This window comes from Psychrobacter glaciei, assembly GCF_014652895.1.
Classification (GTDB): domain Bacteria; phylum Pseudomonadota; class Gammaproteobacteria; order Pseudomonadales; family Moraxellaceae; genus Psychrobacter; species Psychrobacter glaciei.
This window is the reverse complement of sequence record NZ_BMZR01000005.1, coordinates 1-16132: the sequence shown is the minus strand read 5'-3', so window position 1 is coordinate 16132 and position 16132 is coordinate 1. Positions and strand designations below refer to the sequence as shown.

13 protein-coding genes and 2 tRNA genes are annotated in these 16132 nt (G+C 44.5%); 8 read left to right on the top strand and 7 right to left on the bottom strand.

Translation table 11 applies throughout. From position 1 onward, the window contains the following. Positions 1 to 37: 37 nt before the first annotated feature. The 3 genes from IE130_RS11065 to rsmH all read right to left on the bottom strand — a co-directional run bounded on the left by IE130_RS11065 (position 38) and on the right by rsmH (position 4016). Positions 38 to 2128 (bottom strand): peptidoglycan D,D-transpeptidase FtsI family protein, encoded by a 2091-nt coding sequence (locus tag IE130_RS11065; RefSeq protein WP_189585863.1) that lies wholly within the window; start codon positions 2126 to 2128, stop codon positions 38 to 40. Next, complete coding sequence (locus tag IE130_RS11060) at positions 2125 to 2622, bottom strand: cell division protein FtsL (RefSeq protein WP_189585860.1); 498 nt, start codon at positions 2620 to 2622, stop codon at positions 2125 to 2127. Before IE130_RS11060 ends, IE130_RS11065 begins: the two co-directional genes overlap by 4 nt. A gap of 335 nt (positions 2623 to 2957) precedes the next feature. Beyond that, positions 2958 to 4016 carry a 16S rRNA (cytosine(1402)-N(4))-methyltransferase RsmH gene (rsmH, locus tag IE130_RS11055; RefSeq protein WP_189586159.1) on the bottom strand — a complete coding sequence of 353 codons (1059 nt, stop codon included), beginning with the start codon at positions 4014 to 4016 and terminating at the stop codon, positions 2958 to 2960. 400 nt (positions 4017 to 4416) lie between these two features. Here rsmH and gltX point away from each other — a divergent pair, with 400 nt between their 5' ends. From gltX to IE130_RS11035, 4 genes are all read left to right on the top strand, one after another. Then, positions 4417 to 5955: a glutamate--tRNA ligase gene (gene gltX, locus IE130_RS11050; RefSeq protein WP_189585857.1), complete on the top strand. Its 1539-nt coding sequence runs from the start codon at positions 4417 to 4419 to the stop codon at positions 5953 to 5955. A gap of 272 nt (positions 5956 to 6227) precedes the next feature. Next, positions 6228 to 6593, top strand: a complete 366-nt coding sequence (locus tag IE130_RS11045; protein WP_189585854.1) for a hypothetical protein — start codon at positions 6228 to 6230, stop codon at positions 6591 to 6593. Between the two features lie 122 nt (positions 6594 to 6715). After that, positions 6716 to 6791: transfer RNA gene (locus IE130_RS11040), tRNA-Ala, on the top strand. Positions 6792 to 6948: 157 nt separating this feature from the next. After that, positions 6949 to 7024 (top strand) — tRNA-Glu (locus tag IE130_RS11035). A gap of 211 nt (positions 7025 to 7235) precedes the next feature. Here the strand turns inward: IE130_RS11035 and IE130_RS11030 are convergent. After that, positions 7236 to 8144 carry a DMT family transporter gene (locus IE130_RS11030; RefSeq protein ID WP_189585851.1) on the bottom strand — a complete coding sequence of 303 codons (909 nt, stop codon included), beginning with the start codon at positions 8142 to 8144 and terminating at the stop codon, positions 7236 to 7238. 507 nt (positions 8145 to 8651) lie between these two features. On the opposite strand from IE130_RS11030, the gene IE130_RS11025 reads away from it, so the two are divergent. Beyond that, the gene (locus tag IE130_RS11025) at positions 8652 to 9305 is read left to right on the top strand and encodes a LysE family translocator (protein WP_189585848.1); all 654 of its coding nucleotides are present in this window, start codon (positions 8652 to 8654) and stop codon (positions 9303 to 9305) included. Between the two features lie 32 nt (positions 9306 to 9337). Then, positions 9338 to 9796, top strand: coding sequence for a hypothetical protein (locus IE130_RS11020; protein ID WP_189585845.1), 459 nt, complete (start codon positions 9338 to 9340; stop codon positions 9794 to 9796). Between the two features lie 247 nt (positions 9797 to 10043). Here IE130_RS11020 and acnA read toward each other — a convergent pair whose 3' ends face one another. Beyond that, a complete protein-coding gene (acnA, locus tag IE130_RS11015; RefSeq protein WP_189585842.1) occupies positions 10044 to 12872 on the bottom strand; it encodes an aconitate hydratase AcnA in 2829 nt (942 codons plus the stop codon). A 288-nt stretch (positions 12873 to 13160) separates the two neighbouring features. Further along, a complete protein-coding gene (locus tag IE130_RS11010) occupies positions 13161 to 14201 on the bottom strand; it encodes a DUF3025 domain-containing protein (RefSeq protein WP_189585839.1) in 1041 nt (346 codons plus the stop codon). Positions 14202 to 14314: 113 nt separating this feature from the next. Here IE130_RS11010 and IE130_RS11005 point away from each other — a divergent pair, with 113 nt between their 5' ends. After that, entirely contained in the window at positions 14315 to 15031 is a 717-nt protein-coding gene (locus IE130_RS11005) for a metal-dependent hydrolase (RefSeq protein ID WP_189585836.1), read from the top strand. 44 nt (positions 15032 to 15075) lie between these two features. Beyond that, positions 15076 to 15627: a YchJ family protein gene (locus IE130_RS11000; protein WP_189585832.1), complete on the top strand. Its 552-nt coding sequence runs from the start codon at positions 15076 to 15078 to the stop codon at positions 15625 to 15627. 4 nt (positions 15628 to 15631) lie between these two features. On the opposite strand, the gene IE130_RS10995 is transcribed toward IE130_RS11000, so the two are convergent. Further along, entirely contained in the window at positions 15632 to 16084 is a 453-nt protein-coding gene (locus tag IE130_RS10995; RefSeq protein WP_227676206.1) for a type II toxin-antitoxin system VapC family toxin, read from the bottom strand. Between the last annotated feature and the right edge of the window lie 48 nt (positions 16085 to 16132).

Sequence of the window (16132 nt, the reverse complement as noted above, 5' to 3'; positions counted from 1 at the left end):
CATTAGTAGCTGGATACTCAAAAATCCATATCCATGCCTATTGGGCTTCAGTTTTTAAGGGCTTATCTAATGGCACATTATAGAGGCGTAGCGCTTCTTTCATGACGTTATGGAATACGGGTGCTGCGGTCAGACCAGCATAATGAAGCCCTCGAGGGTCTTCTACTAAGATGACACCGACCAGTCTTGGGTTTGATGCTGGCGCCATGCCAGCAAAGACGTTGCGATATTGGTCAGTATAATAACCGCCTTTTGGGTTGATACGACGCGACGTACCCGTCTTACCCGCCACTCGGTAACCGTCAATCGCCGCTGCTTTGGCGGTACCACCTTCTTCGGTAACGCTCTCTAACATCTGTACAATCGACATGGCTTGTTCGTGCGCCATGATGCGTTTGCTTGGCTGCACTTTGTCACTCTTGACCAAGGTTAAAGGATGCATGACCCCGCCTGCTGCCAATGCCGAATAAGCCTGCGCCACCTGCGCTACAGTCGCCTCCATACCATAACCATAACTGATCGTTGCACGACGTGAGGTTTCTTTTTCTTCCGGTGTAACCACAAGCCCACTGCCTTCCGCTGGGAACTTTAACGGTGTCTTTGAACCAAAGCCAAATTGCTTTTGCATATTGGTAATAGCATCAGCGGGCAAAGATAAGGCAATCTTGGTCGAGGCCACGTTACTTGATTTTTGTAGGAGTGTGGCAAGATTGATGGTGCCCAAATTATTATGGTCACGAATGGTATAACCACGCACACGAATTGAACCCGGATTGGTATCAATTAAAGTAGTCGATGTGTATTTGCCCGAATCTAGCGCGGCAGCAACGGTAAATGGCTTCATGACTGAACCCGGTTCGAATACATCAAGGAGCGCACGGTTACGCTGGTTTTCACCAGTCATCTCATTTAGATTATTTGAGTTAAATGATGGCCATGTCGACAATGCCAATACTTCACCAGTCTGCACATCAACGACCATGCCAGTTGACCAGCGGGCTTGTTGCAAGCGCCCTACTTTCTCTAGCTCTTTATAAAGCAAATACTGTAAACGTGAATCAATCGTCAACGCCACGTCTTTGCCAGGTATTTCTGGCTCAACCTGTTTGATTTCTTTTAGGCTGTTTTGTTTGGCGTCTTTAAGTACCAACACCTTACCATCATCACCCGCCAGATCTTCTTCAAATTGGCGCTCGATACCAGCGCGTCCCTCATAACCACCTTCAGGATCGTTGGCATTTTGCCCCATAAAACCCAACAGCTGCGAGTTCGGTTGGGGCTGCGGATAATAACGCTGAAAGAAGTTTTTTTCGTACACACCAGGGAAATCAAGCGAGCTGACGCCTTGAGCTATTTCAGGTGTCACTTTATTCAGTAGTGGCAAATAATGCGAGCCTGCGCCCGACGGTAGTGCTGCTTTTACCGCCGCCTCATCGGTCACATCAATACTATCGTCGACAGCAGTAACCTTTTTTAATTCACTGACCGGAATATTTGCTGCCGCTGCCAGTCGAGTCAGATCCATATTATCCAGTCGCTTTTGCATGCGTGCTTGGAGCTGTGGACTATTAGGATTGGTGATTTTAATGCGTTTGAGCTCGTAGTATTCACGCGAATAGTCATGCGGACTAAAGGAGACAGTCGCAAGCGGTGCACTAACGGCTAATGGTAGATTATTGCGATCGGTAATCATACCGCGGTAGGATTTTTGCGTCCGTACGCTGGTGATGAGCTCGTTACCTTTATCTTGATAAAACTGCGCGTTGGCCACTTGGATATAATAGGCACGTCCTATCAGTAGCGCCAGTACGACAAGCGCCATGCCCCAAACAGTACGGAATCGGTTTTTATCGTACTCAAAGCCGCCACGAGATGATGCACCAGTGGCCTTATTAAAAACCATTTTTTTACGGTTTTTGACACTGGTATACGCGCCTTGATCCTCATTTTTTTTGAGGCGACCAAAGAGTTTGGCTTTGCGGGTGTCTGAGGACTTGCTGTCAGTTTGTCCTGATTTGGCCGCACTAGCAGGACGCAAAGGCTTGGTCACTTTACCGCTGGCAAGTTTTTTACTGGTATTTTTTGCGGTTGTTTTACCGCGATTGGTATTTGGCTTTTTATCACTCATTGTCCTGCCTCCGCAAGGTTGGCGTCGGTCACAGGAGCATCGGTTATAGGAGCATCCGTTTCGATTACGTCTGAATCATTGACTCTAATCATCTCTGCGCTAGACGGCTGGGCTGGTGCCAATGCAACGGCAGCACCCGGCTGAATGATGAGCTTATCTGTAAGGGCTGGTGAAAACATGCCAAGCTCAGCAACAGCACGACTGGCTATTTGCGGGGTCGCACTAAAGGTTTGCTGTTCAATTAATAGGCGCTGATGTTCAATTTTCAGCTTACGTTCTTGTTTTTTCATGTCTTGCAAGGTTCTATAATCCTGATGATATTGCTGCACTTCCTCAGCGGTTTTGATACCGCTCCAGACGATAGCCGCTGCCAATAGCAATAACACGGCGACATAAATACTGACCACATTAAAGCGGCGCACGAATAGCTCGCCAACGTCAGTGGTATTGGCTGTAGCGGCGCGACGGTTTGCTGGTTTGTCAGATATTGCCATGACGATCTCAAAAAAGTAAACTTCAAATATAAAAGAGCAGCAACTGTCTGCAGGTAATAACAATCTCATCCCTGCTCAGTACCATCAAGAAAAATACAACCAAACATGCTGTGCAATGATAGCCATAAAAACCTGCCATGATTGACGTTTATTCTAAAACCCACTGTCATCTATGCTAAGAACTAATCGTCATCGCCAAATTAGCTCATATATAAACAAAAAAGTAACTGCTGAGCCTAGCAGATAATATTTACAGCTTTTTAACAGTTGCGTAAATATTAAGACATTTAGTCACATTCACTCACCAGAATACTAGGGTATGCCATCGACAGGTTTCATTGCTTTAGTGTTTGCTGATAATCGGTATCCGTACGTGTCGCTAATCGCAACCATGCACTGCGCGAGCGCGGATTATGACTGACCTCAGCTTTACTAGGGCCAACACGTTTGGGCTTGCTAAAATACCGTGGACGATTTGGCGGCATTGGCAGATTTTCGTCTTCTGGATATTGCCCTTTGCTATGACGCTGCAAAAACTGCTTAATGCGGCGATCTTCTAACGAATGAAAGCTGATGACTGCCAACTGTCCGCCTGACTTTAATATAGGAATGCTTTGTTCTAAAAAGTCATCGACATCGCCCAGCTCATTGTTAATAAAAATACGCATGGCTTGAAAGCTCTGAGTCGCTGGGTGCTTGCCGCGCTGCCAGTTAGGATGCGCCACTTTGATTACTTCTGCCAACTCAAGCGTGGACTTGTAACTTTCCATCTGCTTAATCGCACGCGCGATACGGCGACTGTGACGCTCTTCGCCAAACTCATAAAGCACATTGGCCAAGGTTTCATCGTCAACTTTTTCTAACCACTCAGCGACCGACTGGCCACGACTGGTATCCATACGCATGTCCACCGCGCCATCACGCATAAAGCTAAAGCCACGGCTACCATCATCAATCTGCGGTGAGGAAATACCCAAATCCGCCATCAACCCATCAACTTGCATGATGCCCATGGCTGCCAGACTGTCCGTCAATGTCGCAAAGCTGTCATGAACCACTTTTACACGACTGTCGGTAGTTGCCAATTCGCGAGCAACGGCAATGGCGGTCGGGTCTTTATCAAAGACGATCAATGTTGCATCATCAGCAAGTTGACTCAATAGTAGCCTGCTATGACCACCGCGACCAAAGGTTGCATCAACGTAGATGCCACTTATTTGCAAGCTATTTTGACGGTCACTGCTTTGTTCGTCACTGCCTGTTTGCTTGGGCAGCGCATTGACGCCAAGCACAGCGGCGACGGCTTCTTGCAGTAGCACAGCGTCGTGCACGAAACTTAATTCATCTGACACCTTATCGCCTTGATTAGGGTCTTGAACAGAAATGTCTTCCATAGCAGATGGGCTAAGCGCTGACTCAGGGCTATCAGTAGCAGCAGAAGGACTGGCGTTAACATTTGGCGTTAGCTTAGATTTTGATTTTGATTTTGATAATGACACAAACAACTCAGTAGATGACGACCATAATGGCCAGTAATAGTAAAAAATCGGATGAAAATAAACAAGTTATGCCTTGTCTAACATTATTATCGCAAGGATACGCTGGTAGTCAAGCGCTAGAAGGGCTTTTCATTAAAAATATCACATCTCTCTGTTATACTAGCGCTATATTTTACGCTATTTTTCAACATTGACGGCTATTGTTTCATCCGTATTTTTTCAAACTTTTGATTCATATTTGTCCTTACTCTCTTTCACTGCCTTATTTTATTAACAACAACATTCTGAGATTCCTATGACGCAAACATCGACCCAAAAACCAACCCAAGCATCAACGCGCCCTGTGCGCACTCGCATCGCACCCTCACCAACTGGCTTTCCTCACGTAGGCACTGCTTATATTGCGCTATTCAATTTGGCTTTTGCTAAAGCGCATGGCGGCGAATTTATTTTACGTATTGAAGACACCGATCAGACACGTTCAACTGAGCAATCAGAGCAAATGATTTTGGACGCCTTACGTTGGGTAGGACTTGATTGGGCAGAAGGCCCAGATATTGGCGGCCCACATGCGCCTTATCGTCAAAGCGAGCGTAGCGACATCTATACCAAACACGCCGAGATGCTCATAGAAAAAGACCATGCGTTTCGTTGTTTTTGTACCAGCGAAGAGCTAGATACCATGCGTGCAGAGCAAATGGCCAATGGCGAAACCCCACGTTATGATGGCCGCTGTGCCCATTTGCCTTCTGATAAAGTTGCTGGACTTGTTGCATTAGATCAACCGCACGTCATCCGTATGCGCGTGCCTACCGAAGGCGTCTGTCAAGTGCAAGACATGCTACGCGGCACCGTTGAGATTCCTTGGACGCAGGTCGATATGCAAGTGCTGCTAAAAACCGATGGCATGCCAACATATCATCTAGCCAACGTCGTCGACGACCATTTGATGGATATCAGTCATGTGATGCGTGGTGAGGAATGGTTGAATTCTGCGCCTAAGCATCAGTTGCTTTATGAGTATTTTGGTTGGGAGATGCCTGTACTTTGCCACATGCCATTACTGCGTAACCCAGACAAATCAAAACTGTCTAAGCGTAAAAATCCAACGTCTATCACCTATTATCGTGATGCGGGCGTACTCCCTGAAGCGTTGCTAAACTATCTCGGTCGTATGGGCTACTCAATGCCTGACGAAGCGGAGCAGTTTACCTTAGAGGAAATGATTGCCAGCTTTGACATTCAGCGTGTGTCGCTTGGCGGCCCTATTTTCGATATCGAGAAACTCAACTGGCTCAATGCTGAATGGCTACGTGCATTAACGCCAGAAGAACTCAAAAATAAAATCCTTGAATGGGCAAGCAACAGTGACAAGCTAACCGCTATCGCAGCGGCGATTCAACCACGTATCGAATTGCTGTCTGACGCGGTCAATTGGAGTGGCTTCTATTTTCAAAACTTGCCTGATATCAACGCTGAGAGCTTTACGCATAAATCGCTCACACCTGAGCAAATCATGGATATGCTACAGCTGTCATTATGGCAGCTAGAAGTCTTACCTACTTGGTCAGAAGAAAACATCTACGCCACGCTAAAAGGCCTGGCTGCACATCTTGATATTAAAATGCGTGACTTTATGGCACCTTTCTTCATCGCTATCGCTGGTAGCACCTCATCGACGCCTGTCATGAACTCTATGGCGATTATTGGTGCTGACATGACCCTGACACGCTTGCGTCATGCGGTTGACGTGCTGGGTGGCCTCGGTAAAAAGAAACTCAAAAAACTAGAGAAACAAGCAGCAGAGTTGCCAGATTTTTTGGCTGCTGAATAGCTTAGCTACTGAGTAATAAATTAGCTGAAATTTTTGGATTTGAAAGGGTCAGGCCAGTTCTGACCCTTTTTCATTCTTAGTCAGCATTACTATAGTCGCTACTAAATAAAATGGATACACGACATTATAATGCGTGACTGGTACAAATTTTTCTTGCTTGCTGTGCCTACCCAGACAGAGGCTACAAAAAATTTATATCCGTCACGCTGTCTCTTTTTTATATTGACCTGACTATACCCTTCTACTGTCAAAACTCTTAATTGGAAATAAACATGGCTGCCAAAACTGTCACGATAGAAAGTAAAGATTATGTCTTTAACACCCTCAAAGAAGCGCAGAAATACTATGATGCCATCGTAAAAGAGCTTTATGATGCAAAACTTACCCTGACAAAGGGTCAAGATTTTGATGACTTAAAGTGGATATACACCACTTACTGTGGTTATACCAATCATAATGTCGATCGATTAAAAGAATCTGACATCGTTGGCTTTAAAGGAATCAGCACAGTACAACAAAAAGGTGGACAATATATCCCCACAGAATGCAGTGCAATTATTTTTTCAGATGGCACCGAAGAAGAATTCTTTACCGATAAAGCCATCAAAGAGATCTCTCTCAAGCAAAATCCACGCTAATTTGGGCTTGTTAAGCAGCTAAAATCGCTTTAACCACGTTTTTTCGCATATTTATGCATTATTTTTAAAATAGTGGTTGACAAGAAGGCTGCTGTTACCTAAAATACGCACACTCTTAGCGAGGGGCTATAGCTCAGTTGGTAGAGCACTTGCATGGCATGCAAGGGGTCAACGGTTCGACTCCGTTTAGCTCCACCATACTATTTAAGACAAAGCTCAGTTTACTGACACTTTAGAATAAATACTCGCTAGTAGGACGATATCAGCACCTAGGCAAGGCTTGCTCTATTTTAATAGATAAGCACTCTGATATTGTGAAGTACCGTTGTAATCATTTGGTTATAACACTCTATGCGTCCCCATCGTCTAGAGGCCTAGGACACCGCCCTTTCACGGCGGTAACGGGGGTTCGAATCCCCCTGGGGACGCCACTATACGGCGTCACTTGTTAGCACTTTTGCTTAGCAACTTTAAGCATCAGGTTAGACTAATAAGCGAACAATAAAAAATCCCAGTCATCATATGGTGACTGGGATTTTTTATGTCTATAATTTTTATAATGGCTTACTGCAACTCACTTCAACTCTCAATCACCGCTTAAGACTTTATCGGACAAACTACTGGTCTGTCCGATAAAATCGTTTACGACTTGACCAAGCCTCTTAACGATAAGTTTAATGATAGGTAAGTGCCAAACAAAATCACGACTGAGCCAATGATAGCACCGATATCCAGTGCTTCACCAAGCAACACATAACCAAAAAATATCGCAAAAATGGGAATAACCAGCGTAATACTGGTTGCACGCATGGGGCCAATATTTTTGATCAACTGGTTCATAAAGATAAGCGCAATGGCGGTCGAAAACACCCCGATACAAATCACCGATACCCAAGCTTGCAGGCTAATACTTGCGCCATAAGGGAATTTATATACAGCAATTGGCATCATCACCACGCTTGCAATGATTAATGAGCCTGCCGTAATAGCAATCGGTGAGATGTCGTACAGATAGTTCCTAGTAATGTTTGCCCCTATCGCATAGCCAACACAGGCAAATAGCGCATAACCCATCGGTAACAACGCTGAGCCTAAATCCGTCCCCAAGCCCTGCCCTTGCGCACCAAACAAGTTCTCACTCATCAAAATAATCACCCCAACAAGGCCAATCACCAACCCTAGCGTTTGCCGCTTAGTCAGTCTTTCTTTAAAAAACGTGCTGGCAATAAAGCCGCTCATCATTGGCACAGAAGCATTAAGTACCGCCAATACCCCAGCGTTTACGGTCTGCGCTGAAAAGGAAAATAGCACAAAGGGAATCGCAGCTGAGAACAAACCAACGACGGTCAGCATTTTGTAGCTTTCTTTAATACCTTTGCGATTTTTTGCGCTGATTAACACAAAAACAAGCATGGTTAAACCAGCAAATACCACGCGCAGGCTGGCAAATGCCAACGAGCCAAACTCAGGGACACCCACCCGATAAAATATAAATGAGAGCGACCACATAAAGGAAAGTGCAAAAAAGGTAATAAGGTCGCGTCTGGTCATGGTGTACTCAATTTGGCTGGCTATTTATTTAGCGGTGTTAAATGGGTTGGTTAAGTCATAAAAAATATTGTGATCATAACGTTTTAATGGCTTCAGAGATGCTGTTTTTATGTGTTTTTGCAGGATAGATATCAAGAAATAGGCAAGACTTCTTGAGTTTTGGCAAGACGAAAATTTGAATGTAGCGCGGGTTTGTAATGATTGAGATAACTTGGTTTGAATAAGATTGGTTTGAACGAGGTTGATTTTGCGGATATCGGGCGTGATAGGATTTGATAAAAGATGAGTGTTCTTGCTAATTCAACTTAAGCTCACTACTATCTATCCTATAAAAACTTATAAAATATATAAACACTCTATATAGTCGGTTCAGTATAATTTGGATACAAGGAAGGCGAGTGAAAGTACTACAAGTAGTAGACTGAGCAAGCTTGACACCGTATCTAATTTATAGAGGATTGACTATAACATAGGGATGTCTAGAGCTATCAGAGGGAGGTGATTACGATGTTTGGTATTGAAAATTATCTAGGATTTATCGCTGCTGCCATTTTATTAAACCTAACACCCGGCACCGATAGCATGTACATCATTACCCGTAGTATGGCGCAAGGGCAAACAGCAGGGTTTTATTCGGTGTTGGGTATCACCTCAGGCATTTTGGTACATACGTTATTGGCGGCGCTCGGGTTATCAGTATTACTCGCCAACTCTCCTACGGCATTTATGCTCGTCAAATATATTGGGGCCAGTTACTTGTGCTATTTAGGCTTTAAGATGCTAACGAGCAAAAGCTCAAACTCAATAGCAAACAGTTTGTCCAAAGATCAGCACGCTACTAGTCAAAAGGATGTCGACGGCTGGAAAATCTATAAGCAAGGCGTATTAACCAATGTGTTTAATCCAAAAGTGGCTTTATTCTTCTTGGCGTTCTTTCCTCAGTTTATCGACGCTAGTTACGCTTATGGCATGCTGTCATTTTTAATGTTGGGACTAACCTTTGCTGTAACTGGTTTTGTTTGGTGCTTGTGTTTGGCCTTATTAGCTGCACGATTTAGTACACGCCTGCGGGAAAACCCCTCTATTGAAACGATGTTAAATAGAATCAGTGGTGTGGTATTTATCGGGCTGGGAATTAGGCTGTTGACTGAGAAAGGTTGAAACAGTGGGAATAAATGATGAGGGAAATAATAATGAACGATGACACTAAGCAGAAAATCACTTTATTACTTGAAGAGTTACTTAACACCACATGCTCAGAAGCAAGGCAAATAGAAATAAATCTTGAAGTAAATCAATTATCACCCGATCCATTTTGGAGTGATTATATATTCTGGAGTGAGGAGTATGTAAACGAAGATTTAAGTATAAATTACGAGGGATTTTTGGATAAAATTTCTGAATATCCAAATTCTTATGAGTACAGAACAAAGAGTCGCATTTTAGAGCTGGCTCAAAGACTGATTACTAGAGATTTTTCTGACATTGGCGAAGTTGACATAGTAAATGAAATCAATGAACTGTCTCCTGATATTAACTGGACGAATTATCTTTTTGTCGATAAGACTTGCTTGAACAATGACGGTAGCCTCGATAAAGAAACGTTCTTAAATAAAGTATTTAAAGAGAGCTGGAATGAGAACTTCAGATGATTCAATGAAATAGTTTCCAGATACTACAGTCAGTAAAAAGTAATATCGATACATCACGCACTGCTGATATCAATTTTTCTTGCTTGCTGTGCCTTTGCAGACAGAGGCTACAAAAAACTGATATCAGCAGTATCGTAGCGTTTTTGGAATATTTTGACTATAGTTTCCTTTTTCCTCACCCAATAAAAAAGCCCAATCCCCTATTTTACTGGGATTGGGCTTTTCTCGTTCTAACTCTAATCAGTCATTAAGCAGCGTCTTTATTCTCAGCCGCCAATTGACGTAACACATAGTGCAACACGCCGCCATGACGCACATATTCGCGCTCTTTTGGCGTTTGTAGACCGACGTTAACCTCAAAGGTTTCTGCTGATCCATCAGCACGCGTAGCGGTGACTTTAGCGGTTTTGCTTTCACCATTATCGAGACCACTAATGCTGATCACTTCTGAACCATCGAGCTTGTAAGTCTCAGCGTTTTCACCTTCTTTAAAGGTCAATGGCAACACGCCCATGCCTACTAGGTTTGAGCGGTGAATACGCTCAAACGAGCTGGTCAGTACCGCTTTTACGCCGAGCAAAATAGTACCTTTAGCTGCCCAATCACGGCTAGAGCCAGAACCATACTCCGCGCCGCCAAGGACGACGAGCGGACGCTTGTCTTCTTTATACTGCATCGCGGCATCATAAACGGCCATTTCTTCACCGTCTTGTAGCGTGGCGCTGTCGCCTTTGAAGTAATAGGTATAGCCGCCTTCGCGACCACCCATCATCGTGTTCTTGATACGGATATTGGCAAAGGTACCACGAGTCATGACCGCATCATTACCACGGCGTGAGCCATAGCTGTTGAAGTCGGCTTGCATCACACCGCGCTCTTGCAAGTATTTGCCTGCTGGCGAGTCTGGGTCGATATTACCAGCAGGTGAGATATGATCGGTCGTGATTGAATCACCGAACAGACCTAAGATGCGTGCGCCTTCGATATCACGGATACCGTCTGGTTCCATGGTCATACCATCAAAGAACGGTGGGTTTTTGATATATGTCGAGCCTTCATCCCATGGATACAGCTGGCTATCGGCTGAGCTAATGGCGTTCCAAGCAGCACTACCGTCAAACACTTCGCCATAGTTTTTGCGGAACATTTCAGCGTCGATATTGTTGGCAATCAGCTCATTGATCTCGTCAGATGTTGGCCAGATGTCTTTTAGGAACACATCATTGCCATCTTGGTCTTGACCTAGCGGATGCGTAGTCATATCGATATCGACCGTACCAGCGAGTGCATAAGCGACGACCAATGGCGGTGACGCCAAGTAGCTTGCTTTCACATGCGAGTGGATACGACCTTCAAAGTTACGGTTACCAGACAGTACAGCCGCAGCGACTAAGTCATTTTCTTCAATACCTTTCTCGATAGATTCGAGCAGCGGGCCTGAGTTACCGATACAAGTTGTACAACCATAACCGACTAAGTAAAAGCCCGTTTTTTCCAGCTCATCCATCAGTTTGGTTTTTTCTAGGTAATCAGTGACGACTTTAGAACCAGGTGCCAACGAGGTTTTTACCCAAGGCTTAGCTTTGAGACCTTTGGCAGCGGCTTTTTTCGCTACCAACCCAGCACCAATCATCACCGCAGGGTTTGAGGTGTTGGTACAAGAGGTGATCGCTGCGATAACCACGGAACCATCACGCAACTTATGGTCTGTCTCATCAATCTTAACGGTAGAGAAAACCCCATTGGCAGGCTGATATCCATCATTTTGATTATTATTGACCTTTGGCTGCGCTGCCAAGGCCTCGGCTTGCTCTTGCTCACCGCCTTCTTGGTCAAAGCGTACTTTGCCATCGACTTCTGACTTGCGATCTTTGGTCATTTTTTCTAAGGTTTCGCCAAATTTTTCGTGCATATCAGATAAGTTGATACGCTGTTGTGGCAAGTTAGGACCAGCAAGCGCAGGCTGTACTGAGGACAAGTCTAAATGCAAGTTGCTTGAATAGGTCGCCGCTGGAGTGTCGGCATCGTGCCACATGCCTTGTGCTTTGGCATATTTTTCAACCAGCTCGATTTGCTCTTCGTCGCGGCCTGATAGACGCAGATAATCAATCGCCATTTGGTCAATTGGGAAAATACCACAAGTCGCGCCATATTCTGGCGACATATTGGCAATCGTCGCACGATCGGCGAGCGGCATACTGTGTAGGCCTTCACCGTAGAATTCGACAAACTTGCCAACCACGCCATGAGCACGCAGCATTTCAACCACACGCAATACCAAATCGGTTGCGGTGACGCCCTCGGTTAATTTGCCCGTCATCTCAAAACCAACCACTTGTGGAATCAACATAGAAGATGGTTGACCAAGCATGGCAGCTTCTGCTTCGATACCGCCCACGCCCCAACCAAGCACGCCAATACCATTAATCATCGTGGTATGACTGTCAGTACCAAACACCGTATCAGGATAAGCGGTTAATTCTCCATCTACGTCAGCAGCCATAACCACACGAGCTAAATACTCAAGGTTGACCTGATGGACAATACCAGTCGCTGGTGGTACGACAACGAAGTTTTCAAAGGCGTTACGACCCCAATGCAAGAACTCATAGCGCTCATTATTACGCTTAAATTCGATCTTTTCGTTCAAATCTAGCGCATCTTCGCGACCATAAGCATCGACTTGCACGGAGTGATCGACGACCAATTCACTAGGGATAAACGGGTTAATTTGCTCGGCTTTACCGCCCAGCTCAACCACCGCATCACGCATGGCTGCCAAATCGACGACCGATGGCACACCAGTGAAATCCTGCAAGACGACGCGAGCAGGCATAAAGGCAATTTCTTTTGAAGCTTCAGCACCTGCGTCCCAATTGGCAACCGCTTCGATGTGGTTCTTACCGACAGATTGACCATCGTCTTCGTTACGCAGTAGGTTTTCTAATACGACTTTCATGCAATATGGCAGTTTACTGATATTACTATAGGTTTTGGTCAGCTCAGGCAGGCTGTAGTAGGCATGTTCCTTGCCATCGACCGACAGGGTGTCTTTTACGTCAAAGATATCACTCATGGTAGCTTCCTTATCTACTGGGTAGATTGTTATGAATTTATTGTTATAACTGGTGGCTAGATGGATTTGCTATAAAGGTGTTCGTTTGAAAAAGGCTTAAATGAATTTTGTATTTTCATAGTTGGAATTTCGAAGAAAAATCATTAGACCTTGCATCGTTTATAACGACTCTCCTTTACCATAACAAATCTAGAGCGCTTTGTTAACGCCTAGACGTAGTCAAATCGTGGCACAATCGTAAACGCAACAGCAGCTTAGCGGTTTATAAATAAGGTGTTCAATGATTTTTCACTTTTTGCTTTTGCGGCGACCATGACGAAACACATAAGGGTCGTCATAAAAGCTCATATCGGCATTTTCTGCCCAAAAATGCGGCACGCCCAAAATAGGTAAAGGGGCAAGCTGACGCGGTGTGACATCGTTTTTTGACAATAACTTATCCATATAATGAGCAATTTTGCCATCCAGATAGACCATGCGCGCAGACAACGATAAACTAAAAAAATCCTGCGAAACATGGATAACGATACTGTGTGCGCATAAAGGTTTGCGCGGTCGTATTAATTGCTCCAGCAGTGCATGACCAAAAACATAAACCGCAGTCTGAGACTGACGATTCAGTTGCTGTGGATTGTCCCACTGCGCGCGCGGCTCTATCAAACTTGCCTGCCAATCGAAATTAATCAAAGCCTCGCCAATAAACGGCTCAGACGTCACTAGCACCGCCCCATTTTCATCGAATACGGTGATGGTATCGCGGACGCGTCCTCTGCTAGCGCCAATTCCCTGATGGGCAATCTCCGCCATATGATAATAATTAAGCAGTGCTTTAGTCTTGGGAAAGGTCAGCCAAATACTGCCGTTAAATAAATCATGCAAGTTGTCACGCGTCGGGATATTCCCCGTCGTGGCGATAAAGCTCTCGTACGCTTCGCCTTCTGGCAACGCATGCTGTGAGACAAAGTTTAGCGTATGCGCTTGATTACTTTGCGTGGGCTTGGTGGTAGGTAGCTGGTTTTGCAAATGGTCACTTTGCTGGTTTAACGCTTCGTTTAAAACCTTAGCGATCACGTCAGGCCGACTCTTTGGTTTAGCTTCATTAGAGCCCTCCGCTTTATGAAAGCCTTCAGCATTATCAAAGCCTTCAGCATTTTTCTCACTGAGCTGAGCGATGGCATTACTAATATAGTCCAACTGGTGTAAATGAGCCAACCACGGCGCTTGCCAATCGATTTCAGCAAAGCTTTTATCAAGACTGCCGTCGCGTGTAGACAGGTTTTTAATAGGTACATCAGAATGGAGTGTGGTGGATAAGTCAATGATGGTCATGGGGCGGATCTCTATTAGACGTAGGGCTTGTCTATGGTATCATAGAGCGCTTTTTTGCTGCGAGATAGGCAGCTTTAAGCACCCTTTTTAGCGATATTTTATGGCAAACCTTTATGGCAAATTTTAATACCCACTTAAATGTCGCATTCATGGCCAGTGGTACGCTGAGTTTGACGGTTTATAAAGCGGGGTTGATCGATGATTCAGGGTTTTTGATGTGCGTGGCGCTCGGTACCATCGGTGGGCTGCTGCCTGATTTGGATTCTGACAATTCGACACCGATTAAGCTGGGTTTTAATATCACCTCGTTTATCTTTGCCTTTGGTCTGGTGATGCATTGGCGTAGTGATCTGAGCTTATTGGCGCTAATAGCATTATGGCTAGCTGGCTACGGTTTTATGCGTTACGTGGTTTTTCATATCTTTACCACCATGACCGTACATCGCGGCGTCATGCATTCTGTACCCTATATGGCGATACTGGGTCTGGGGCTCACCTACCTAAGCTACAGCGTGCTACAACTTCCACTGACGGCCAGCTGGTTTTATGGTTTATTTTTATTCAGCGGCGCAATGGTACATTTGGCATTAGATGAGCTATATAGTGTTAATTTATCGAATATGAAAATGAAGCGCTCATCGGGTACGGCGATGAAGTTTTATCAGCATAAAGATAAATGGTGGTATCTGCTGCTGTACGTCATCCTTGCGCTCTTGATCTACTTTGCGCCACCTTTCGATGAATTTTGGCAGCAACTACGTGACCCAGCACCTTGGGCAAAACTTAAAATCGGTTTATGGCCAGAATTGATAAAAAACTGGCTAAATTAAAATTTATAAAACTGTTAAAAAATGAATAACAACTCGAGTAAATAATGTCGATTTCCCTACAAACCTGCCCTTGCCAAATTAACCCATCATCAAACGTTATAAGTTCACCGCTACTTTATAAAGATTGCTGTCAGCCTTATCATGACAGTTTATTGAGCGAAGAAGCTGATAAGACAGATGGCGTAAAAGCGGACTCTGCTGAGCGTCTCATGCGGTCGCGTTATAGTGCGTTTGTATTGGTCAAGCCAGAATATATTGTTAAGACCTCGCTACCTGTACAGCAAAAATTGCTAGATATTCAGGCGATTGAGTCTTGGGCAAAAGAGACAGATTGGGCAGGATTAGAAATCGTAGCGCACACACCAAAACTTGGTAAACGCCATGCGCAGGTTAAGTTTAAGGCTTATTTCAAGACAAATGAGGATTTGCAAGCACATCATGAATTGTCTGCCTTTGTCAAGGTGACAGACAGAATCAATAATAATGAGCGTTGGTACTTCTTAGATCCTACAATTGCGATGACTATCAGCCAAAAACAGCCGTGTATTTGCGGTTCTGGAGGGAGGTTCAAAAGGTGCTGTGGGCAGTTTATTTAAAAAACTAAAGCGCTTGATAACGTTCGTATAACCTTTCCATTTGGTCTATGTGCTTGTCGTTGGATAGTAGCTCAATACCATTGATTTTAGCCGTGGCAAAGTGAAAGACATCAAACTTTCGCTTTTCTAAGTTCTTTGGTATACCTTTACTATCCGCTTCATGTTTATCTAAACGGTATAGATTGGTCGCCAAATCCGTTACGTCTTTGCTGATATCTAACCAAGTAAACTCTTCAACAGCTGCTTTAAATTTATTAAAATCTTCACTCTCATTCTGACCAAACTTTCTTAAAAACTCATATCGCAGCAATGGTGTGATGGCCAGCTCGACATTATCATCATTGACGAGTGCTAATAAATCCATCAGACGCTCAAGAAGATCGACATCATTTTCATCAATATTCTTACCTTCCAAGAGATAAGTCAAAAAGTTTGAGTCCAGTAGAGCCTTTCCCAAACTTTGTGTAACTGCTTATAATCCACTAACAGGAGAATAAGCAATGAC

Coding starts and splice junctions, on each gene's coding strand:
- IE130_RS11065 (WP_189585863.1), bottom strand. CDS start 2,128: ATGAGTGATAAAAAGCCAAATACCAATCGCGGTAAAACAACCGCAAAA.
- IE130_RS11060 (WP_189585860.1), bottom strand. CDS start 2,622: ATGGCAATATCTGACAAACCAGCAAACCGTCGCGCCGCTACAGCCAAT.
- rsmH (WP_189586159.1), bottom strand. CDS start 4,016: ATGGAAGACATTTCTGTTCAAGACCCTAATCAAGGCGATAAGGTGTCA.
- gltX (WP_189585857.1), top strand. CDS start 4,417: ATGACGCAAACATCGACCCAAAAACCAACCCAAGCATCAACGCGCCCT.
- IE130_RS11045 (WP_189585854.1), top strand. CDS start 6,228: ATGGCTGCCAAAACTGTCACGATAGAAAGTAAAGATTATGTCTTTAAC.
- IE130_RS11030 (WP_189585851.1), bottom strand. CDS start 8,144: ATGACCAGACGCGACCTTATTACCTTTTTTGCACTTTCCTTTATGTGG.
- IE130_RS11025 (WP_189585848.1), top strand. CDS start 8,652: ATGTTTGGTATTGAAAATTATCTAGGATTTATCGCTGCTGCCATTTTA.
- IE130_RS11020 (WP_189585845.1), top strand. CDS start 9,338: ATGAACGATGACACTAAGCAGAAAATCACTTTATTACTTGAAGAGTTA.
- acnA (WP_189585842.1), bottom strand. CDS start 12,872: ATGAGTGATATCTTTGACGTAAAAGACACCCTGTCGGTCGATGGCAAG.
- IE130_RS11010 (WP_189585839.1), bottom strand. CDS start 14,201: ATGACCATCATTGACTTATCCACCACACTCCATTCTGATGTACCTATT.
- IE130_RS11005 (WP_189585836.1), top strand. CDS start 14,315: ATGGCAAATTTTAATACCCACTTAAATGTCGCATTCATGGCCAGTGGT.
- IE130_RS11000 (WP_189585832.1), top strand. CDS start 15,076: ATGTCGATTTCCCTACAAACCTGCCCTTGCCAAATTAACCCATCATCA.